This window comes from Streptomyces sp. NPDC052043, from assembly GCF_044548235.1.
Taxonomy (GTDB): Bacteria; Actinomycetota; Actinomycetes; order Streptomycetales; family Streptomycetaceae; genus Streptomyces.
Genome location: NZ_JBIUBT010000006.1, coordinates 20124 through 38667, shown reverse-complemented (window position 1 = coordinate 38667; position 18544 = coordinate 20124). Strand labels below are relative to the sequence as shown.

At 72.8% G+C, this 18544-nt stretch carries 16 protein-coding genes; 9 read left to right on the top strand and 7 right to left on the bottom strand.

Annotated elements, in window-relative coordinates:
• Positions 1 to 55: 55 nt before the first annotated feature.
• The 4 genes from ACIHCX_RS17005 to acs all read right to left on the bottom strand — a co-directional run bounded on the left by ACIHCX_RS17005 (position 56) and on the right by acs (position 5250).
• Positions 56 to 1003, bottom strand: a complete 948-nt coding sequence (locus ACIHCX_RS17005; protein ID WP_400030059.1) for an alpha/beta fold hydrolase — start codon at positions 1001 to 1003, stop codon at positions 56 to 58.
• Positions 1000 to 1494 (bottom strand): phage holin family protein, encoded by a 495-nt coding sequence (locus ACIHCX_RS17000; RefSeq protein ID WP_400030057.1) that lies wholly within the window; start codon positions 1492 to 1494, stop codon positions 1000 to 1002. The genes ACIHCX_RS17005 and ACIHCX_RS17000 overlap by 4 nt, the downstream gene beginning before the upstream one ends.
• Positions 1495 to 1614: 120 nt before the next feature.
• Positions 1615 to 3057 carry a Na+/H+ antiporter NhaA gene (nhaA, locus tag ACIHCX_RS16995; RefSeq protein WP_400030055.1) on the bottom strand — a complete coding sequence of 481 codons (1443 nt, stop codon included), beginning with the start codon at positions 3055 to 3057 and terminating at the stop codon, positions 1615 to 1617.
• A 228-nt stretch (positions 3058 to 3285) separates the two neighbouring features.
• Positions 3286 to 5250: an acetate--CoA ligase gene (gene acs / locus ACIHCX_RS16990; protein ID WP_400030053.1), complete on the bottom strand. Its 1965-nt coding sequence runs from the start codon at positions 5248 to 5250 to the stop codon at positions 3286 to 3288.
• Between the two features lie 396 nt (positions 5251 to 5646).
• Between acs and ACIHCX_RS16985 the strand changes: the two genes are divergently transcribed.
• The gene (locus ACIHCX_RS16985; RefSeq protein ID WP_400030051.1) at positions 5647 to 6909 is read left to right on the top strand and encodes a hypothetical protein; all 1263 of its coding nucleotides are present in this window, start codon (positions 5647 to 5649) and stop codon (positions 6907 to 6909) included.
• 75 nt (positions 6910 to 6984) lie between these two features.
• Here the strand turns inward: ACIHCX_RS16985 and ACIHCX_RS16980 are convergent, their stop codons facing one another.
• On the bottom strand, positions 6985 to 7965 hold the full coding sequence (locus ACIHCX_RS16980; RefSeq protein WP_400030049.1) for an ATP-binding protein: 981 nt from the start codon (positions 7963 to 7965) through the stop codon (positions 6985 to 6987).
• 100 nt (positions 7966 to 8065) lie between these two features.
• Between ACIHCX_RS16980 and ACIHCX_RS16975 the strand changes: the two genes are divergently transcribed.
• Complete coding sequence (locus ACIHCX_RS16975; protein WP_400030047.1) at positions 8066 to 8929, top strand: oxidoreductase; 864 nt, start codon at positions 8066 to 8068, stop codon at positions 8927 to 8929.
• A gap of 391 nt (positions 8930 to 9320) precedes the next feature.
• Here the strand turns inward: ACIHCX_RS16975 and ACIHCX_RS16970 are convergent, their stop codons facing one another.
• Entirely contained in the window at positions 9321 to 10154 is an 834-nt protein-coding gene (locus ACIHCX_RS16970) for an HAD family hydrolase (protein WP_400030045.1), read from the bottom strand.
• A gap of 582 nt (positions 10155 to 10736) precedes the next feature.
• Here ACIHCX_RS16970 and ssd point away from each other — a divergent pair.
• The 7 genes from ssd to ACIHCX_RS16935 all read left to right on the top strand — a co-directional run bounded on the left by ssd (position 10737) and on the right by ACIHCX_RS16935 (position 16020).
• Positions 10737 to 11840 (top strand): septum site-determining protein Ssd, encoded by a 1104-nt coding sequence (gene ssd, locus ACIHCX_RS16965; RefSeq protein ID WP_400030043.1) that lies wholly within the window; start codon positions 10737 to 10739, stop codon positions 11838 to 11840.
• 86 nt (positions 11841 to 11926) lie between these two features.
• The gene (locus tag ACIHCX_RS16960) at positions 11927 to 13102 is read left to right on the top strand and encodes a TadA family conjugal transfer-associated ATPase (protein ID WP_400030790.1); all 1176 of its coding nucleotides are present in this window, start codon (positions 11927 to 11929) and stop codon (positions 13100 to 13102) included.
• Positions 13095 to 13970, top strand: coding sequence for a type II secretion system F family protein (locus ACIHCX_RS16955; RefSeq protein ID WP_400030041.1), 876 nt, complete (start codon positions 13095 to 13097; stop codon positions 13968 to 13970). The genes ACIHCX_RS16960 and ACIHCX_RS16955 overlap by 8 nt, the downstream gene beginning before the upstream one ends.
• A gap of 29 nt (positions 13971 to 13999) precedes the next feature.
• Positions 14000 to 14767 (top strand): type II secretion system F family protein, encoded by a 768-nt coding sequence (locus ACIHCX_RS16950; protein WP_400030788.1) that lies wholly within the window; start codon positions 14000 to 14002, stop codon positions 14765 to 14767.
• Between the two features lie 123 nt (positions 14768 to 14890).
• Positions 14891 to 15082, top strand: coding sequence for a DUF4244 domain-containing protein (locus tag ACIHCX_RS16945; RefSeq protein ID WP_400030039.1), 192 nt, complete (start codon positions 14891 to 14893; stop codon positions 15080 to 15082).
• Positions 15069 to 15479, top strand: a complete 411-nt coding sequence (locus tag ACIHCX_RS16940) for a TadE family type IV pilus minor pilin (RefSeq protein ID WP_400030037.1) — start codon at positions 15069 to 15071, stop codon at positions 15477 to 15479. Before ACIHCX_RS16945 ends, ACIHCX_RS16940 begins: the two co-directional genes overlap by 14 nt.
• A gap of 73 nt (positions 15480 to 15552) precedes the next feature.
• The gene (locus ACIHCX_RS16935; protein ID WP_400030035.1) at positions 15553 to 16020 is read left to right on the top strand and encodes an Rv3654c family TadE-like protein; all 468 of its coding nucleotides are present in this window, start codon (positions 15553 to 15555) and stop codon (positions 16018 to 16020) included.
• On the opposite strand, the gene ACIHCX_RS16930 is transcribed toward ACIHCX_RS16935, so the two are convergent.
• Positions 16017 to 18539, bottom strand: coding sequence for a DEAD/DEAH box helicase (locus ACIHCX_RS16930; RefSeq protein WP_400030033.1), 2523 nt, complete (start codon positions 18537 to 18539; stop codon positions 16017 to 16019). The genes ACIHCX_RS16935 and ACIHCX_RS16930 overlap by 4 nt on opposite strands.
• Positions 18540 to 18544 lie beyond the last annotated feature (5 nt).

Here is an 18544-nt window from a genome sequence, read left to right as displayed (position 1 = left end):
AGGACAGCTGTTCACGTTCGGATACCGGGCGCGTCGTCCGGGTCACCGATCCGGGTCACCGATCCGGTTCGGGGTCCTTCAGCCAGTTGACCAGCTCCGCCGAGAAGGCCATCGGGTCCTCCTCGTGCGGGAAGTGGCCCAGACCGTCGAAGAGGCGCCAGCGGTACGGGGCTTCGACGTACTCGCCCGAGCCGGCCGCGCTGCGGGTGCGCTGGACGGGGTCGAGGGAGCCGTGCAGGTGCAGCGTCGGCACGCGCACGGGCCGCTTCATCCGGCGGTAGAACTGGATGCCGTCGGGCCGGGCCAGGGAGCGCACCAGCCAGCGGTAGGGCTCGACGGAGCAGTGTGCCGTCGAGGGGATGCACATGGCACGGCGGTACGTCTCCACCGCCTCGTCGTCCGGCAGTCGCGGCCCCGACCAGTCCCGTACGAGCCGGGCCACCAGGGCGCCGTTGTCGGCGGTGAGCTGCCGCTCGGGGATCCAGGGCCGCTGGAACCCCCAGATGTACGAGCTCGCGGCCGTCTGCCGGACGTCCCCGAGCATCGCCGAACGCCAGCGCCTGGGGTGGGGCATCGACGCGACCGCGAGCCGCCGTACCAGCTTGGGGCGCATCGCGGCCGCCGTCCACGCCAGGTAGCCGCCGAGGTCGTGGCCGACCAGCGCGGCGTCCGGCTCGCCGAGCGAGCGGACCACGCCGGTGATGTCGAGGGCGAGGTTGGCCGGGTCGTAGCCGCGGGGGGTACGGTCGCTGCCGCCCACGCCGCGCAGGTCCATCGCGACGGCCCGGAAACCGGCGTCGGCGAGGGCGACGAGCTGGTGCCGCCAGGTCCACCAGAACTGCGGGAAGCCGTGCAGCAGCAGGACCAGCGGTCCGTCGCCGAGCTCGGCGATGTGGAAGCGGGCGCCGTTGGCCGCGACGTCCCGGTGTGTCACCTTCCTGCCGCCGGGCAGGTCGATCCGGACGACCGACGTCGATTGGGCCGAAGGGGTGGGCTCCGTCATGAGGTCGAGCGTGCCACAGCCTCGATGGCCGCGGGGGAGCGGTCCTCCAGGGCGGCCGGCTCCGGGCGCGGGTGCGGCTTGGCGTTCTGGAGCACCCCGGCCGTCTCCTTCATGGACGCGGCGACCTTCTGCGGGCCCTGGCTCTTCTTCGTCTTCTTCATGAGGAGGAGGCCGATCAGCGCCAGTACGCCGGCGATCAGGAAATTGGCCGCGAAGGACAGCAGGAAGCAGAGGGCGAGGTTCCACTTGCTCCAGGTGTGAATGCCGTACGCCAGCGCGAAGTTGAGCATCGGCAGCGAGAACAGCAGCAGCGCACCGGCCAGGCTGAACACCCCGCCGCTGGTCGCGCCGCGCCTGACGTCCTTCTTCAGCTGGGCCTTGGCCAGCGCGATCTCGTCGTGCACCAGCGCCGACATCTCGGTGGTCGCCGAGGCGAACAGCTGGCCGATGCTGCGTTCGGCGCCGACCGGGCTGCCGTCGGGTGCGCTCATCGCGGTCTTCCTCTCCTGCCTGACTTCGGACTGCGTTCCGTCGGCCTCTGCCCGGCCGGTGTCACTGCCTGACTTCTGCCCGACTGGGAACGCTCCTGTCATTTGTACCGTCCCGTCAGATCATGCCGGACCGCCGTCCTCCTCGCCTGCCCTGCCCGGCACTTCGGTAAGCCCCCCGGAGCGTTCCGCGGTCTTCGCCTCGGCGAGCCGGCGGTGCTCGGCGGCCTTCCGCTCGAGCATCTCGGCCATGCGCAGGTGGTAGGCGGGGTCGTCCTGCTCGTAGACGTCCGGGATGCCGTCGAGGTCCTCGTCCCGCTCCTCGGACTCGCACAGGTTCCGGTACCGGGCATTGCGGATCTTCAGCAGGACGGTCGCCAGAATCGTCGCGATGAGGGAGCCGGCGAGCACGGAGGCCTTGACCTCGTTGGTGAGCGCCGTGTCGCCGGCGAAGGCCAGTTCGTCGATGAGCAGGGAGACGGTGAAGCCGATCCCGGCGAGCGTGGCCACCGCGAACACGTCGGCCCAGGCGAGGTCCTCGCTGAGGGAGGCCTTGGTGAAGCGGGCGGTGAGCCAGGTCCCGCCGAAGATGCCGACCGTCTTGCCCACGACCAGTCCGAGTACGACGCCGAGCGTCTCGGGCCTGGTGAACACGTTCGCCAGTGCCCCGCCCGAGACGGCGACGCCCGCGCTGAACAGGGCGAACAGCGGTACCGCCAGGCCCGCCGAAAGAGGCCGTACGAGGTGTTCGACGCGCTCGCCGGGGGAGGCCTTCTCGCCCTCGTGGGGAGCGCAGCGCAGCATCAGGCCCATCGCGACGCCCGCGATGGTGGCGTGCACGCCGCTGTTGTACATCAGCGCCCAGATGACCAGGCCGAGCGGCACGTACACGTACCAGCCGCGCACGCCCGTGCGCAGCAGCACCCAGAAGACGACGAGGCCGGCCGCCGCCCCGCCGAGCGCGGCGAAGTTCAGATGGCCGGTGAAGAAGACGGCGATGATCAGGATCGCGAACAGGTCGTCGACGACGGCGAGCGTCAGCAGGAAGGCGCGCAGGGCGCTGGGCAGCGAGGTGCCGATGACGGCGAGCACGGCGAGCGCGAAGGCGATGTCCGTCGCGGTCGGCACCGCCCAGCCGCCGAGCGAGCCGCCGTGGACGAGATTGGTCAGGGTGTAGACGGCCGCCGGCACCGCCATGCCGCACAATGCGGCGATCACCGGCAGCATCGCGGCTCTGGGGTCTTTCAGGTCCCCGGCGACGAGTTCGCGCTTGAGCTCGATCCCGGCGACGAAGAAGAAGACGGCGAGCAGGCCGTCGGCGGCCCAGTGCTCCACGGAGAGGTTCAGGCCGAGGGAGGCGGGGCCGAGGTGGAAGTGTCCGAGGCTCTCGTAGCTGCCGCGCAGGGCGGGGATGTTCGCCCAGAACAGGGCAGCGACCGCGGCGAGGAGCAGCAGCATGCCGCCGACGGTCTCGGTGCGCAGCGCGTCCGCCACGAAGTTCCGCTCGGGCAGGGACAGGCGTCCGAGGAACTTGCGAGCAGGGGAGTCGGTGCGGGGCGCGGCCACGGGAACCTCCGGTCGGTGGGCAGGACGGAACACATGCCGACCAGACTTCCCGGCGCACCTGAGGGTCTCCTGTTGTGTTGTCCCGCCTACCTTACCCAAGGCGGGTCGTACGGTCCGGCGTCTTCGGGGCCGCCTTCCCGGGGTGCGGAAGGGGCACCCGGCGCATGTTCCGCCGAGTGCCCCTTGACGCGTTGCTCAGTCCCCTGCCCGGCTTGGGGCGTTGGCCGATCAGTCCTCGTTGGGCGACGTGGGGAGCTTGGCCTGGATGAGGTGCATGACGGTGGAGTCGGTCAGCGTCGTGACGTCTCCGAGCTGCCGGTTCTCCGCCACGTCACGCAGCAGGCGCCGCATGATCTTCCCGGAGCGGGTCTTCGGCAGCTCCGCCACCGGCAGGATCCGCTTGGGCTTGGCGATCGGGCCGAGCGTCGAGCCGACATGGTCGCGCAACTCGCCGGCCAGGGTCTCGGTCTCCGTGACCGTGCCGCGCAGGATCACGAAGGCGACGATCGCCTGTCCGGTGGTCTCGTCCGCGGCGCCGACCACGGCCGCCTCGGCGACCGACGGGTGGGAGACGAGGGCCGACTCGACCTCGGTGGTGGAGATGTTGTGCCCGGACACGAGCATCACGTCGTCCACGCGGCCGAGCAGCCAGATGTCGCCGTCGTCGTCCTTCTTGGCACCGTCGCCGGCGAAGTACCGGCCCTCGAACCGCGACCAGTAGGTGTCGATGAACCGCTGGTCGTCGCCCCAGATGGTGCGCAGCATCGACGGCCACGGCTCGGTGAGCACCAGGTAGCCACCGCCGCCGTTGGACACCTCGTTCGCCTCGTCGTCCACCACGGTCGCCGAGATGCCGGGCAGCGGCCGCTGGGCCGAGCCGGGCTTGGCGTCGGCCACACCCGGCAGCGGGGAGATCATCATGGCGCCGGTCTCCGTCTGCCACCAGGTGTCGACGACCGGGGTGCGGTCGCCGCCGATGTTCTTGCGGTACCAGATCCACGCCTCGGGGTTGATCGGCTCGCCGACCGAGCCGAGGACGCGCAGGGAGGACAGGTCGAACTTCGCGGGGATGTCGTCGCCCCACTTCATGAACGTACGGATCGCGGTCGGCGCCGTGTAGAGGATCGTCACGCCGTGCTTCTGCACGATCTCCCAGAAGCGGCCCTGGTGCGGGGTGTCCGGCGTGCCCTCGTACATCACCTGCGTGGCGCCGTTGGCCAGCGGTCCGTACACGATGTACGAGTGGCCGGTGACCCAGCCGACATCGGCCGTGCACCAGAACACGTCGGTCTCCGGCTTGAGGTCGAAGACCGCCCAGTGCGTGTACGACGCCTGCGTGAGGTAGCCGCCGGAGGTGTGCAGGATGCCCTTCGGCTTCCCCGTCGTGCCCGAGGTGTAGAGGATGAACAGCGGGTGCTCCGCCTCGAACGCCTCCGGGGTGTGCTCGGCGGACTGCCGGTCGACGACTTCGTGCCACCACAGGTCCCGGCCCTCGGTCCAGGCGACCTCCTGGCCGGTGCGGCGGACCACGAGTACGTGGTCGACGTTGTCCACGCGCTCGACCGCCTCGTCGACGGCCGGCTTGAGCGCGGACGGCTTGCCGCGCCGGTAACCGCCGTCGGCGGTGATCACGACCCTGGCGTCGGCGTCCTGGATGCGGGTCGCGAGCGCGTCCGCGGAGAAGCCGCCGAAGACCACCGAGTGCGTGGCGCCGATCCTCGCGCAGGCCAGCATCGCGACCGCGGTCTCCGGGATCATCGGCATGTAGATCGCGACCCGGTCGCCCGTCCGGACACCGAGTTCGAGCAGCGCGTTCGCGGCCCTGGAGACCTCGTCCTTGAGCTCGGCGTAGGTGATGGCGCGGTGGTCGCCCGGCTCACCCTCGAAGTGGATCGCGACGCGGTCGCCGTGCCCGGCCTCCACATGCCGGTCGACGCAGTTGTACGCGACGTTGAGCGTGCCGTCCTTGAACCACTTGGCGAACGGCGGGTTCGACCAGTCGAGCGTCTCCGTCGGCTCCTGGGCCCAGGTCAGCCGGCGGGCCTGCTCCGCCCAGAAGCCGAGCCTGTCGGCCTTGGCCTGCTCGTACGCGTCCTCCGTGACGTTGGCGTTCGCGGCCAGGTCGGCGGGCGGCGCGAAACGTCGTTCCTCCTTCAGGAGGTTGGAGAGTGAAGAACGCTCGTTGTCTGCCATCGTCGCACACCGTCCCAGTGGTTTAGACCATTCAATGCGCCCGATTCTCCGAGGGGCCCAGGGTGTCGGTCAACCCCTCCCATCCTGACACCCGCTCATCCACGGGTCACGCACGGCGATCCCGGGAGGTTCATTCCTGGAGCACTTTCTCACTCAGAGTGTTCGCGGTGTCGCGCACTGTGAGAAAAGGTGCCGTCACCTCCCACGGGGCGCGGGTCGCCGAGTCGTGAACGGGGCAGTGCGTCACCTCGTTGAGTGAAGTGGGCCTTCTGTCGGCTTGTCATGCTAATTCCTTCTCCTGTCCGTGCGATCTTGACGGCGCTGTCGGCCGTCCGGCACATCGCCGGCACACGCCGTCCCGGCGTGGGACGAGAGAAGGAAGAAGGTGGGCGGAACATGGCCGCCACCCGGAGGATCGCCGTGGGAGTCGCCGTGGCCGCGGTCTGCGCCTCGTCGCTCGGCGGTTGCGCGAGCGGCCCCGAGGCGCCGAGGCAGGGCGCGCCCGGCGCCCCGCAGAAGGGACCGCAGCTGCCCGGGAGTCTCGTCCGCCTGATCGGCGACGGGTCCACCGCGTACACCGGGGCGCAGCCGCACCTGCCCAGGCCGGAACGGCTCAAGGCCGGTGAGAAACCACCGCAGTTCGTCGTGTTCTCCTGGGACGGGGCGGGGGAGGACGGCCAGAGGCTGTTCTCCCACTTCCGCGAGGTCGCCAAGGCCAACAACGCGACCATGACCTTCTTCCTCAGCGGAGTGCACCTGCTCCCGCGGGAGAAGCGGGACCTGTACCGCCCGCCGCGGCACGCCGCGGGCAGCTCCGACATCGGCTTCAACGACGCCCGGGGCATCGCCGACACGGTCGAGCAGGTGCGTCTGGCGTGGCTGGAGGGCCATGAGATCGGCACCCACCTCAACGGTCACTTCTGCGGTCCCGACGGCGGGGCCGGGAAGTGGTCGGTCGAGGAGTGGAAGAGCGAGATCGCCCAGGCCAAGCAGTTCGTGAAGACCTGGAGGACCAACGCCGGCCTGAACAACGCCGCTTCGCTGCCCTTCGACTACGACAAGGAACTCATCGGCGGCCGCACCCCGTGCCTGGAGGGTCGGAACAACTTCGTCAAGGCGGGCAGCGAGCTGGGCTTCCGCTACGACAGCAGCGGTGTCAACAACCAGGTGTGGCCCGGGAAGAGGGACGGCCTGTGGGACCTGTCGATGCAGCTGGTGCCCTTCCCCGGGCACACCTCCGAGCAGCTGACCACGGACTACCGCTTCATGGGCGACCAGTCCGGCACACGGACCCAGGGGGACCCCGCCCAGTTCGACTCCTGGGGCGAGCAGATGCGCGACGGACTGCTCAAGGGCTTCCACCGGGCCTACGACGGCAACCGCGCCCCGCTGGTGATCGGCAACCACTTCGAGTCCTGGAACGGCGGCACCTACATGCGCGCCGTCGAGGACGTCGTGAAGGAGGTGTGCAACAAGCCCGCAGTGCGCTGTGTCTCCTTCCGCCAGCTGGCCGACTGGCTGGACGCCCAGAGCCCGGGGACCCTCGCCGAGCTGCGGACACTCCGGGTCGGTGAGGCCCCGAAGCAGGGCTGGGCGTCCTTCCTGCCGGCTCGCCCGGCCCCGGCTCCCAAGGGCGCTCCCGGGGCGCCCGGGGCGTAGCGGGACTCCGGGCGCGGCGGGGTTCCGGGCGTGCCGGGACTTCGCGCTGTGGCGGGGCTCCGGCGGTGGCGGTGCCTATGCCGGAGCGGTGACGCCCTCGCCGAGGGCGAAGCCGGGGTCGATCTGGGCCGCGAGGTCGGCGCCGGTCCGTTCGTTACCCCACGAGGCGGCGTTCTTCAGGTGGAAGTGCGCCATCTGACGGGTGTAGCGGTCCCAGTCGCGCAGCTCGTACGTGGCGTCGGCGGCCACCTGGAGCAGGCGCAGGGCGCGGCGGTTGGCGTCCTCCAGGAACGCGAACCGGGGCGGCCGGCCCTTCTCCATGGCGCGCACCCAGTCGGAGTGCCCGACGGTCACCAGCAGGTCGTCCCCGACCTCGGTGCGCAGGAAGTCGAGGTCGTCCTGGCCCTGCACCTTGTTGCCGACGACGCGCAGGGTGACTCCGTAGTCGCGGGCGTACTCCTTGTACTGGCGGTAGACGGAGACCCCCTTCCGGGTCGGCTCGGCGACGAGGAACGTGATGTCGAAGCGGGTGAACATGCCGGAGGCGAAGGAGTCCGAGCCTGCCGTCATGTCGACCACGGCGTACTCGTCGCGGCCGTCCACCAGGTGGTTCAGGAACAGCTCCACCGCCCCGGTCTTGGAGTGGTAGCAGGCGACCCCCAGGTCGGCGTCCGTGAAGGGGCCGGTGACCATCAAACGCACGGCGCCGCCGTCGAGTTCCACCGGATGCGCGCAGGCGTCGTAGAGCGGGTTGTGCTCGCGCAGGCGCAGCAGGCGCGATCCCTCGCCCGGCGGGGTCGTCTTGATCATGGTCTCGGCGGAGGTGATGCGCGGGTTGGTGCCGCGCAGGTAGTCCTTGATCAGCGGCAGCCGGTCGCCCATCGCCGGCAGCTCGGCGGCCTGCGCCTCCTCCAGGCCGAGCGCGGCCCCCAGATGCTGGTTGATGTCGGCGTCGATCGCGACGACGGGCGCGCCGGTGGCCGCGAGATGGCGGATGAACAGGGAGGACAGAGTGGTCTTGCCGCTGCCGCCCTTCCCGACGAAAGCAATTTTCATGTTCACGAAGCGTAGCGTCCCGATCGCTGAGAGTGGAGGTGTGCGTGAAGAAGACCACTCCTTCGTGGGGCGGAGTGCCCGGCCCCGTAGGGTCGTACTCATGAGTACGACAGGCGCGACCGCCGAACCTCCCCCGGGCTCCCGAGAGAGCTCGAGCGGGGCGGACCCCCTCGCGGCCCTGGGCGTGCTGCCCGGTGTGGCCGAGTCCGTGGAGTCCGTGCGCAAGGCCGTGGACCGGGTGTACGGGCACCGGGTCATGCGGCGCCGGAGCAACGAGGTCACCTCCGAGGCGGCGCTGCGCGGCGCCCGCGGCTCCGCGGCCCTGTCCGGTGCGGACTGGGCCCTGGAGGAGGTGCGCCGGCGTTCCGACTTCAGCGGCGACGACGAGGCGCGGGTGACGGGCGCCGCCCTGAGGTTGACCGCCGAGGCCGGTCAACTGCTGTCCATCTGGAGGCAGTCGCCCCTGCGGGTGCTGGCCCGGCTGCACCTGGTGGCCGCCGCGGGCCGCGAGGACGCCGTCGGACGGCCGCGCCAGGAGGGTGAGGGAGTCGCGGAGCCGCTGATCGAGCTGCCGCCGCCGAGCGCCGAGGAGGTCTCCGGGCGCCTGGAGGGCCTGTCGGACCTGGTCATCGCCGGGAGCTCCGCGCCCGCCCTGGTGATCGCGGCCGTGGTGCACGGTGAGCTTCTGGCGCTGCGCCCCTTCGTCTCCCACAACGGACTGGTCGCCCGGGCGGCCGAGCGCATCGTCCTGGTCGGCAGCGGCCTCGACCCCAAGTCGGTCTGCCCCGCCGAGGTCGGCCACGCCGAACTGGGTCGCGCCGCCTACCTGGCCGCCCTCGACGGCTATGTCTCGGGCACTCCGGAGGGCGTGGCGGCCTGGATCGCCCACTGCGCCAGGGCGGTGGAGCTGGGGGCGCGCGAGTCCACGGCGGTGTGCGAGGCGCTTCAGCGCGGGGCGGCGTGACGGGCCCGGACACAGGGTTGCGGCGGTACGAGAACTCGTACCGCCGCTGGCATGAGCACCGAGTTACCAAGCGTCCTCGATATGTTGCCCATCAGGTGGGGATCTTTGCCCGTCACCTGGTGCGGCTGGCCCGTAATCGACGGGTCGACGTCGCGTGGGTGCTCAGTGTTCATACTCGGTCCGTGGGGCCAATTGCGCTCTAAAGGTGATCCTTTCGGATGTCCTTCGGTCTCGCGGGCCGTCGAGTCCTTTGTACTGCAAGCGGGGGACTAAGCGGAACCCCCGGCTGCACTTCTTTACTTTCCGGTTCAAACAGGAGCGGAACGGGCGCATAAGGGCCACGCGGGATTTTCCGGCGGCCGAGTGACGGATCAGGTGGCCGAAAGGCGGATCAGCCAACCGCGTTCCGGCGCCGGGTCGTGTACCAGACGAGCCCCGCGGTGGCCGCCGCCGCGCCTATGGCAGCCGCCGCGACCAGAGCCGGACGCGGCGGTACGGAGAAGGCGGGCAGCCGCTGCTTGAGTCGCACCGGCCGGTGGAAGTCGAGAACCGGCCACGCGCGCGCGACGGCCTCCCGGCGCAGCGCCCGGTCGGGGTTCACGGCGTGCGGATGCCCGACCGACTCCAGCATCGGCAGGTCGGTCACCGAGTCGCTGTAGGCGTAGCAGCGGCTGAGGTCGTACCCCTCGGACTCGGCCAGCTCGCGGATCGCCTCCGCCTTGGTCGGGCCGTAGGCGTAGTACTCCACCTCGCCGGTGAAGCAGCCGTCCTCCCCCACCACCATCCGGGTGGCCACCACGCGGTCCGCGCCCAGGAGTTCGCCGATCGGCTCGACCACCTCCGCGCCCGACGTGGACACGATGACCACGTCGCGGCCCGCGGTGTGGTGCTCCTCGATGAGGGACGCGGCCTCGTCGTAGATGATCGGGTCGATCAGGTCGTGCAGCGTTTCGGCGACGATCTCCTTGACCTGCCGCACGTTCCAGCCGCGGCACAGCGCGGACAGGTACTCGCGCATGCGCTCCATCTGGTCGTGGTCGGCGCCGCCGGCGAGGAAGACGAACTGGGCGTACGCCGTCCGCATCACGGCCCTGCGGTTGATCAGTCCACCTTGGTAGAAGGACTTGCTGAAGGTGAGCGTGCTCGACTTCGCAATGACCGTCTTGTCCAGATCGAAGAAGGCCGCTGTGCGGGGCAAGGAGTGGTTTTCCACGCTCCTGAGCATAGGGGCAGCCCATTCGGCGTAAGGTGGGCGCGTGGGTTTGCCTGAGAAGGCTCTCGGGTACACCATGGAAGTCACGGATCGTTCGCGACCGTGCCAACCCGGTCCGACTCCTCCCCCCCCGAGTCGGCCGTGGAGACGACCCCCGCTCTCCCCCCCGGCGGGGGTCGTCGCATGTCCGGGTGGGTTTTTCCCCCTCCGTCCGTGGGTGCCGAGCCGGATCGGCCGCGCCGCGCGGGATGCGGGCACTTTCCCTGATCTGTCACGGTGCGTAGTCGTGGCGCTGCTCTGTGGAAGTCGTACGGGAACCAGTACACGGGTCACCGGTATGGGTGATGGCGATATTCACAGCCATCGAGTCGTCCACAGTTTTTGACCAAGATCCACACGATTTTCCGGATCACTGCACCGTGATTCCTGCGCGCACCGCTTCCGGCGAGTTCATGGCCGGTTCCGATTGTCCGGGCGCGCGCGGCCGGTTCGTATCGGCCGCCCAAAGGAAGACCGCTCGCCGGTACTTCCCACGTTCGGGATTCGCGGGGCCGCACGGGCCGCGCGCAAGAAGCAGCGAAGGGGGTTCGACCCGTGGCCGGAACCGTCACACACGATCCACCGCCCGATGCCGGAGGGCTCCAGGGCAGACCGTTGATCGTCACCGAGGACGCCGCACTCCTCGACGACCTGCTGCGCCTGTGCGCGGCGGCGGGCGCCACACCCGAGGTCCATCACGGCCTGCCCGAGCGCGGAGGCGGCTGGGAGGCGGCGCCGCTGGTGCTGGTCGGCGACGACGCCGCCCGGCGGGTGCGCGGGGCAGTGCGCCGGCGCGGAGTGGTGCTGGTCGGCCGCGACCAGGACGACTCCGGCATCTGGCGGCGCGCCATCGAGATCGGCGCCGACCACGTGCTGGTGCTGCCCGACGGCGAGCAGTGGCTGGTCGACCGGATCGCCGACGTCGCCGAGGGCGTCGGCCGTCCCGCCCTCACCGTGGGCGTCATCGGCGGCCGCGGCGGAGCGGGCGCGTCCACGCTGGCCTGCGCGCTCGCCGTCACCTCTGCTCGGCAGGGCCTGCGCACCCTGCTCGTGGACGCCGACCCACTGGGCGGCGGCCTCGACGTCCTGCTGGGCGGGGAGACGGCCGAGGGGCTGCGCTGGCCGGCGTTCGCCGCCTCCCGCGGGAGAGTCGGCGGCGGCGCGCTGGAGGAGTCGCTGCCCGAACTGCACTCGCTGCGCGTGCTCAGCTGGGACCGCGGCGACTGCGTGGCCGTCCCGCCGCAGGCCGTCCGGGCGGTGCTGGCAGCTGCCCGGCGGCGGGGCGGCGCCGTGGTGGTCGACCTGCCCCGCCGCGTCGACGAGGGGGGCGCCGAAGCGCTCGCCCAGATCGACCTCGGCCTGCTCGTGGTCCCCGCCGAACTGCGTGCCGTGGCGGCCGCGGCACGGGTGGCCTCCGCGGTCGGCATGGTCCTGCGCGATCTGCGGGCGGCGGTCCGGGGGCCGTACGCGCCCGGGCTCGACGACCGCGAGGTGGCCCGCCTGCTCGGTCTGCCACTGGCGGGCGAGGTGCCCGTGGAGTCGGCGCTGCGGCCCCCCGGCGAGGGCAGGACCCCGCCCGGCGCGGTGGCGCGCGGACCGCTCGCCCGCTTCTGCACCGCGTTCTGGGAGCGGGCCCTGATCGAGGCGGCCGCCGCATGAGGACGGTCGCCGAACACCTGCGGACGGACCGGCGCGCGGCATCGGCGGACGCGCTCCGCGAACCCGCGCCCCCCAACGGGCCCCGGATGCCCGCCGAGTTGCTGGACGGCGTACGGCGGTGGCTCGCCGAGAGTGGGTCCGAGCCGACGCCGGCGCGGGTCGCGCAGGCCCTGCGCGAACAGGGCCGTGTGCTCGGGGACGCCGAAGTGCTCGGCGCGGCCGAGCAGTTGCGCTCCGAGCTGATCGGCAGCGGACCGCTGGAGCCGTTGCTGGCCGACCCGTCGGTGACCGACGTCCTCGTATCGGCCCCGGACCGGGTGTGGGTGGACCGGGGCGGCGGACTGGAGCGCGCCGCGGTCGCCTTCCCCGACGCGGCGGCCGTACGGCGCCTCGCGCAGCGCCTGGCCGCCGTGGCCGGCCGCCGGCTGGACGACGCCCGGCCCTGGGTCGACGCCCGGCTGCCCGACGGCACCCGGCTGCACGCGGTGCTGCCTCCCGTCGCCGTCGGCTGCACCTGCCTGTCCCTGCGGGTCGTACGGCCGCGCGCGTTCACCCTGGAGGAACTGGTCGCGGCGGGCACGGTGCCGCCCGGCGGGGACCGCGTGCTGCGGGCGCTGATCGAGGCCCGGCTGTCCTTCCTGATCAGCGGGGGAACAGGAACCGGCAAGACCACGCTGCTCAGCGCGCTGCTCGGGCTGGCCGGGCCCGGCGAGCGGATCGTCCTCGCCGAGGACTCCGCGGAGCTGCGCCCCGACCATCCGCACGTCGTCCGCCTGGAGGCGAGGCCCGCCAACCAGGAGGGCGCGGGCCTGGTCACCCTCGAGGACCTGGTGCGGCAGGCCCTGCGAATGCGGCCGGACCGGCTGGTCGTGGGCGAGGTGCGCGGCGGGGAGGTGGTCCATCTGCTGGCCGCGCTGAACACCGGCCACGAAGGCGGCTGCGGCACGGTGCACGCCAACGCGGCGGCGGACGTCCCGGCCCGGCTGGAGGCGCTGGGCACCGCCGCCGGGCTCGACCGGGCGGCGCTGCACAGCCAGTTGGCGGCCGCGCTGTCGGTGGTGCTGCACCTCGTGCGGGACCGCTCCGGGCGGCGGCGGATCGCCGAGGTGCGGGTGCTGGAGCGGGACGCGTCGGGACTGGTGCGGACCGTGCCGGCGCTGCGCTGGGGCGCGGAGGCGTTCCGGGCGGAACGGGGGTGGGAGCGGCTGCGGAGCCTGCTCCGGGGGGAGAGCGGGAGGGACGGTGACGACCGCGATGGATGAAGGGTTCTCGGGCTCGGCCTGCGCGGCCGTGGGCGCGGTGTGTGCCGGGGCGGCCGTGTGGCTGCTGGGCGGCCGGCACTCTGCGGCACGGCGGGCACGGTCGTTGCTCGCCGGCGGCGGACCGCAGGGCACGGGAGGACCACTCCCGGACCGGGTCCTTCGCGGACTGGCCCGGGCGCGGGGGCGGTTGCGTGCCGAGTACTGGGTGCCGGCCGCCGGGATGGTGCTCGCGGTGCTGGGCGCCTCGGTGCTGCCGGTCGTCGCGGGGGCGGTCGGGGTGCCGCTGCTGCGCCGCACCCGGCTCGCCCGGGCGGCACGCCGACGGCGGGAACGGCGGGCGGACGCGGTGATCGCCCTGTGCGGGGCGCTCGCCGGAGAGGTCCGGGCCGGGCGGCAGCCGGGCGAGGCGCTGCTGTGCGCCGCGCGGGACTCGGGCGGGCTCGGCGACGCCCAGGCAGCGGCGCTGGCCGCGGCCCGGTTCGGCGGTGACGTGCCCGCCGCGCTCGCCGCGGCGGCCCGGCAGCCGGGCGCCGAGGGCCTGCGCGGCCTCGCGGCCTGCTGGCGGGTGGCCGTGGACCAGGGCGCGGGCCTGGCGGCCGGGCTGGACCGGCTCGAAGGGGCGCTGCGGGCGGAGCGCGACCAACGCGCCGATCTGCGAGCCCAGTTGGCGGGGGCCAGGGCCACGGCCGTCATGCTCGCCGGCCTGCCGGTCCTCGGACTGCTGCTGGGCACCGCCATGGGGGCCGACCCCCTGCGGGTGCTGCTGCACACGGGAGCGGGACTGGGCTGCCTGGTCGTCGGTGGCGTGCTGGAGGGCGCGGGGCTGTGGTGGGCCCTGCGGATCGTGCGAACGGCGGAGGCGATGTGAGCGCGGACGACGTTGTCCACAGGGTGGGGATGGCCGCGGGGGTGGCGGTGCTCCTGTGGCTGTCGGCGGGACGGCTGGAGGCGATGGGCCGGGAGCGGAGCGCTCGGCGGCGGACGGCAGCGGTGCTGGGGACGGAGCGGGCACCGCGGGAGGCGTGGCGCTCGCGCTCACGGATCCGGGCGGCGGGTGCCGTGCGGCGGTGGCTGCCGGCGGTGGGTGTGGCCGGGGCCGGGTGGGTGCTGGTCGGCGGGCTCGGAGGGCTCGCGCTCGGGCTGGCCGGCGCGGCCGGGATGTGGCAGTGGCGGCGGCGGACACCGAGCCGTCCCGAAGCGGAGTCCGACACGGCCGAGGCCGCCCGTCAACTTCCGCTCGCGGCCGACCTGCTGGCGGCCTGCATCGCGGCCGGTGCCGGTCCGGTGATCGCCGCCCAGGCCGTCGGGGAGGCCCTGGGCGGCCCCGTCGGAGACGCACTGGCCCGGGGCGCCGCTCAGGTCCGGCTCGGCGGGCAGCCGTCCGACGCCTGGCGCGGACTCGCCTCGATACCGGGGGCCGGGGCCCTGGCCCGGCTGCTGGAACGCGCCGACCAGTCGGGCCTTCCCGCCGCCGGACCGGTCGCCCGGCTCGCAGCCGACGTCCGCGCCGACCGGGCGCGCACCGCGACGGCCCGGGCACGCAGGGCCGCCGTGCTGGTCACCGCGCCGGTGGGGCTGTGCTTCCTGCCCGCCTTCGTCGCGGTGGGCGTGCTGCCGGTGCTGATCGGCCTCGCGGGCGGAGTACTGGGCGGAGGGGGTGGCTGACGGCGCCGGATCGGACGCAGGAGCAGCGGGTCGACAACCAACGGACCACAACCAACAGGCCACAACCAACGGGCCACAACCAATGGACCACAACCAACAGACCAAGACCTCACGGGGGTTGAGATGTACGGGAAGGTGCGGGCACGGCTGCGTGCTCTGGCGCGCAGGGACGCGGGAATGGTGACGTCGGAGTACGCGATGGGGATCATCGCAGCGGTGGCGTTCGCCGTGCTGCTCTACGAGGTGGTGACGAGCGGCCAGGTCAAGACGGAGTTGCAGGACATCGTGAAGCGAGCGCTCAGTGCGCGGATGTGAACGGGCACGGGCGCACCGGGCCGGACGGGAAGGCGCCGACGCGGGGTTCGTGACGGCGGAGGCCGCCACGGTCCTGCCCGTGCTGGTGCTGGTGGTGACGACGCTGGTCTGGGTCCTGCTGGTCGTGCTCGCGCAGATCCAGTGCGTGGACGCGGCTCGGGCGGGGGCCCGGGCCGCCGCCCGCCAGGACCCGGACGGCGCGGTCACCCGGGTGACCCGGGATGTGGCACCGCACGGGGCGAAGGTCACGGTGACCCGCCGGGGAGACCACGTGCACGTGGTCGTCGAGGCCGACCCGCCGGGGCTGGGCGTACTGCCCTTCCGGCTGAGGGAGGAAGCCGTCGCGGAGGCGGAGGACACGGTCGGGACGCGCGCACAGCCGGGGACGGGGACATGAACGGTGGCGGGAGCATGGGGCGGGGGACGGAGACATGAGGTGGCGGCGGGAGCATGAGGCGCGGGGCGGGGACATGAGGCGCCGCGTCTCGGGCTTCCGCGGCTTTCGCCGGCCCATCGGTGGCGGACGTGGCGGACGCCGTCCCTCGGACCGGGGTTCCGCCACCGTGTGGAGCGTCGGGGCGATCGCCCTGCTCTGCGTGGTGTTCGGCATCGGTCTCGCCCTGGGGCAGGCGGTGGTCGACCGTCATCGCGCGGCCGGGGCCGCCGACCTCGCGGCGCTGGCGGCGGCGGGCCACTGGGCCGAGGGCGGCGACGCGGCCTGTGCCCGGGCGGACGAGGTGGCCCGGGCACACGGCACCCGGCTCGTCCAGTGCGCGATCGTGGGCGACACCTCGGACGTCACGGCGGCGGTGGAACGGGGGCCCTTCACCGCGAAGGTGAGGGCGAGAGCGGGACCGGCGACCCCGGCGGGATCCACAGCGGGGCCCAGCTCCTCCGCGGGGTCCATGGCACCGGCACCTTTCACCCGTGCGGGCTAAGCCTCCAACGCCGCTTCCCCTTCCGTGTCCCCTGCCGTGTCCCCTTCCGCGTCAGCCTCCGCCTCCTTCTCCTCCGGGGCCGCCTTCAGCAGCACCGTCAGCAGACGCACGGCGCCCCTCTTGTGCAGCGGGTCGTTGCCGTTGCCGCACTTGGGGGACTGGATGCAGGACGGGCAGCCGGAGTCGCACTCGCAGGAGGCGATGGCCTCGCGGGTGGCGGAGAGCCAGGCGCGTGCGGTGTGGAAGGCGCGCTCGGCGAAGCCCGCGCCACCCGGATGGCCGTCGTGGACGAAGACCGTGGGCAGCAGCGTGTCGGGGTGCAGCGGGACGGACACGCCGCCGATGTCCCAGCGGTCACAGGTCGCGAACAGGGGCAGCATGCCGATCGACGCGTGCTCGGCGGCGTGCAGGGCGCCGCCGAGGATCTCCGGGTTGATCCGGGCCTCGTCGAGCTGGTCCTCGGTGACCGTCCACCACACCGCGCGGGTGCGCAGCGTACGAGGAGGGAGGTCGAGTTTCGTCTCGCCGAGCACCTCACCCGTGATGACACGCCGGCGCAGGAAGGAGACCACCTGGTGGGTGACCTCGACGGAGCCGTAGCACAGACGGCCGTCGCCCCAGGGCACCTCGACGTCCGTCTCCAGGACGGAGATGGACGTGGTGTCGCGGGCGGCCGTCGTGTACGGCGGGGCGGCCTCCTCGACCAGGGCGACCGAGTCGTCCAGGTCGAGGGAGCGCACCAGGTACGTACGGCCCTGGTGCAGATGGACCGCGCCCTCGTGCACCGTCGTGTGCGCGGCGCCCGCGTCGACCGTGCCGAGCAGCCGGCCGGTGCCGGCCTCGACGATCTGCACCGGCCGTCCGCCCTCGCCGCGGATGTCGGTGAGGTCCGCGGCCCGCTCCCGGCGGGTCCAGTGCCAGGCCTTCGTCCGGCGGCGCAGCAATTTCGCGGCCTCCAGCTGCGGCAGCAGCTCCGCGCAGGCCGGGCCGAACAGTTCGGTGTCCTCCTCGGTGAGCGGCAGCTCGGCGGCGGCCGCGCACAGGTGCGGGGCGAGGACGTAGGGGTTGTCCGGGTCGAGGACCGTGGACTCGACCGGCTGGTCGAACAGGGCCTCGGGATGGTGGACGAGGAAGGTGTCCAGCGGGTCGTCGCGGGCGACCAGCACCGCCAGGGCGCCCTGGCCGGAGCGCCCCGCGCGGCCCGCCTGCTGCCACAGGGAGGCGCGGGTGCCCGGGTATCCGGCGATCAGGACGGCGTCCAGGCCGGACACGTCCACGCCCAGTTCCAGGGCGGTCGTGGCGGCCAGGCCCAGAAGCTCGCCGGAGTGCAGGGCGCGCTCCAGGGCACGGCGCTCCTCGGGCAGATAGCCGCCCCGGTAGGCCGCGACGCGCCGGGACAGCGGCCGGTCGATCTCGGCCAGCCGCTCCTGGGCGATCACCGAGATCAGCTCGGCGCCGCGCCGGGACCGTACGAAGGCGACCGAGCGCACTCCCTGGAGGGTGAGGTCGGTCAGCAGGTCCGCCGTCTCGGCGGTGGCGGTACGCCGGACGGGCGCGCCCCGCTCGCCGCGCAGCTCGGTCAGCGGGGGCTCCCAGAGGGCGAACACCAGTTCACCACGGGGCGAGGCGTCGTCGGCCACCTCCACCACGGGCACGCCGGTGAGGCGGCGGGCGGCGACCGCGGGCTCCGCGGCGGTCGCCGAGGCCAGCAGGAAGACGGGAGAGGCGCCGTAGCGCGCGCACAGCCGGCGCAGGCGGCGCAGCACCTGGGCGACATGGGAGCCGAAGACGCCCCGGTAGGTGTGGCACTCGTCGACGACCACGTACTTCAGGGCCCGCAGGAAGGAGGACCAGCGCGGGTGCGAGGGCAGGATCCCGCGGTGCAGCATGTCGGGGTTGGTCAGGACGTGGTTGGCGTACTGGCGGATCCACTCGCGTTCCTCGGGCGGGGTGTCGCCGTCGTACACCGCGGGGCGCACGGCCTTGCCCAGCGGCCGGGCGAGTTCCTTCACCGCACGGCACTGGTCGGCCGCGAGGGCCTTGGTGGGGGCCAGGTACAGGGCGGTGGCGCCGCGGCCGTTGGGCGCCTCGGAGCCGTCCAGCAACGTCGAGAGCACCGGGACGAGATAGGCCAGCGACTTGCCGGACGCGGTACCCGTGGCGACGACGACGGAGTCGCCGTCCAGGGCGTGCTCCGCGGCGCGCGCCTGGTGCGCCCACGGGTGCTCGATCCCGCACTCCTGGACCGCCGCGATCACCTCCGGCCGAATCCGGTCGGGCCAGACGGCATGGCGCCCCGCCCGCGGGGGCAAGTGCTCCGTATGAGTGATGCGCGCAGCCCTGCTCTGCCCCGCGGCGAGCCGGTCGAGAACCGCGCCCGGCGCCAGGCGGGTTGCGGGGGCGGCCGGGGATCGGTCGGGTCGGTGATTCTTGGCCATCGGCACCGAGTCTGTCACCGACGTGCAGGACAATGAGACCAAGGCGTCGTGCACGCCTGCCGGTAAGTGATTGAATGCCATCGCGG

Coding starts and splice junctions, on each gene's coding strand:
- ACIHCX_RS17005 (WP_400030059.1), bottom strand. CDS start 1,003: ATGACGGAGCCCACCCCTTCGGCCCAATCGACGTCGGTCGTCCGGATC.
- ACIHCX_RS17000 (WP_400030057.1), bottom strand. CDS start 1,494: ATGAGCGCACCCGACGGCAGCCCGGTCGGCGCCGAACGCAGCATCGGC.
- acs (WP_400030053.1), bottom strand. CDS start 5,250: ATGGCAGACAACGAGCGTTCTTCACTCTCCAACCTCCTGAAGGAGGAA.
- ACIHCX_RS16985 (WP_400030051.1), top strand. CDS start 5,647: ATGGCCGCCACCCGGAGGATCGCCGTGGGAGTCGCCGTGGCCGCGGTC.
- ACIHCX_RS16980 (WP_400030049.1), bottom strand. CDS start 7,965: ATGAAAATTGCTTTCGTCGGGAAGGGCGGCAGCGGCAAGACCACTCTG.
- ACIHCX_RS16975 (WP_400030047.1), top strand. CDS start 8,066: ATGAGTACGACAGGCGCGACCGCCGAACCTCCCCCGGGCTCCCGAGAG.
- ACIHCX_RS16970 (WP_400030045.1), bottom strand. CDS start 10,154: ATGCTCAGGAGCGTGGAAAACCACTCCTTGCCCCGCACAGCGGCCTTC.
- ACIHCX_RS16960 (WP_400030790.1), top strand. CDS start 11,927: ATGCCCGCCGAGTTGCTGGACGGCGTACGGCGGTGGCTCGCCGAGAGT.
- ACIHCX_RS16955 (WP_400030041.1), top strand. CDS start 13,095: ATGGATGAAGGGTTCTCGGGCTCGGCCTGCGCGGCCGTGGGCGCGGTG.
- ACIHCX_RS16950 (WP_400030788.1), top strand. CDS start 14,000: ATGGCCGCGGGGGTGGCGGTGCTCCTGTGGCTGTCGGCGGGACGGCTG.
- ACIHCX_RS16945 (WP_400030039.1), top strand. CDS start 14,891: ATGTACGGGAAGGTGCGGGCACGGCTGCGTGCTCTGGCGCGCAGGGAC.
- ACIHCX_RS16935 (WP_400030035.1), top strand. CDS start 15,553: ATGAGGCGCCGCGTCTCGGGCTTCCGCGGCTTTCGCCGGCCCATCGGT.
- ACIHCX_RS16930 (WP_400030033.1), bottom strand. CDS start 18,539: ATGGCATTCAATCACTTACCGGCAGGCGTGCACGACGCCTTGGTCTCA.